Here is a 250-nt window from a genome sequence, read left to right as displayed (position 1 = left end):
GCCCAGCTCAAGGCCATCCGTTCATTCTGCGTGTACCAAGGCATATCTTTCCAGGCGCTCAAACCTATAATCCGCTGCGCTGTCTCACCAGCTTTTAATGCATCTTTACTATGCATATCAATACAAAACGCACATTGATTAATTTGGGATATACGCAATTTAACCAACTCCCACCTGGCTAAGTTTACGCTGTCAGATTCAAGAAATCGGCCTCGTAAATAGTCCTCTTGTTGCATGAGGATCTCCATAC

At 44.4% G+C, this 250-nt stretch carries 1 protein-coding gene; it reads right to left on the bottom strand.

The window, feature by feature from the left end; all coding sequences use genetic code 11:
• The coding region (locus Q4528_RS15120) for a carboxymuconolactone decarboxylase family protein (RefSeq protein WP_303522515.1) at positions 1-236 on the bottom strand (236 nt) is incomplete at its 3' end.
• Positions 237-250: the final 14 nt, after the last annotated feature.

The sequence above is a fragment of the Staphylococcus pasteuri genome (genome assembly GCF_030547725.1).
Lineage (GTDB): Bacteria > Bacillota > Bacilli > Staphylococcales > Staphylococcaceae > Staphylococcus > Staphylococcus pasteuri.
This window is presented reverse-complemented; position numbering and strand designations above follow the sequence as displayed.